The sequence below is a fragment of the Streptomyces sp. CLV115 genome (assembly GCF_038448545.1).
Taxonomy (GTDB): domain Bacteria; phylum Actinomycetota; class Actinomycetes; order Streptomycetales; family Streptomycetaceae; genus Streptomyces; species Streptomyces sanglieri.
The window spans coordinates 1-342 of sequence record NZ_JBCEWQ010000459.1 but is presented as its reverse complement, the minus strand read 5'-3'; the positions used below and the strand labels follow the sequence as shown (position 1 = coordinate 342).

Below are 342 nucleotides of genomic sequence, written 5' to 3'. Positions count from 1 at the left end.
GGGGTTCGTAACCCTGCTGGGGCGCGGGGGCCTGGTACTGCTGCACCGGCGGCGCGGCGGGGCGTCCGCCGCCGGTCTGCGCAGGCGCTCCGGCGCCGCCCGACGGATCGACGACGGCCTCGATCTTCCACTGCGCGTTGAAGCGCTCGGCCAGCGCCTGCCGCAGCACTTCCTCGCTGCCGCTGCTCGCGAAGTTGTCCCGCGCGCCCGCGTTGAGGAAGCCGATCTGCAGGGTGGTGCCGTCGAAGCCGGTCACCTGGGCGTTCTGGCTGAGCAGGATCCAGGTGAAGCGGCGGCGGTTCTTCACCGCCTCCAGGATGTCCGGCCACATGTTCCGCACCT

At 71.9% G+C, this 342-nt stretch carries 1 pseudogene; it reads right to left on the bottom strand.

The features are described 5' to 3' along the window. Positions 1-342, bottom strand: a pseudogene (locus tag AADR41_RS42645) (DNA polymerase III subunit gamma and tau); the annotation flags it as partial.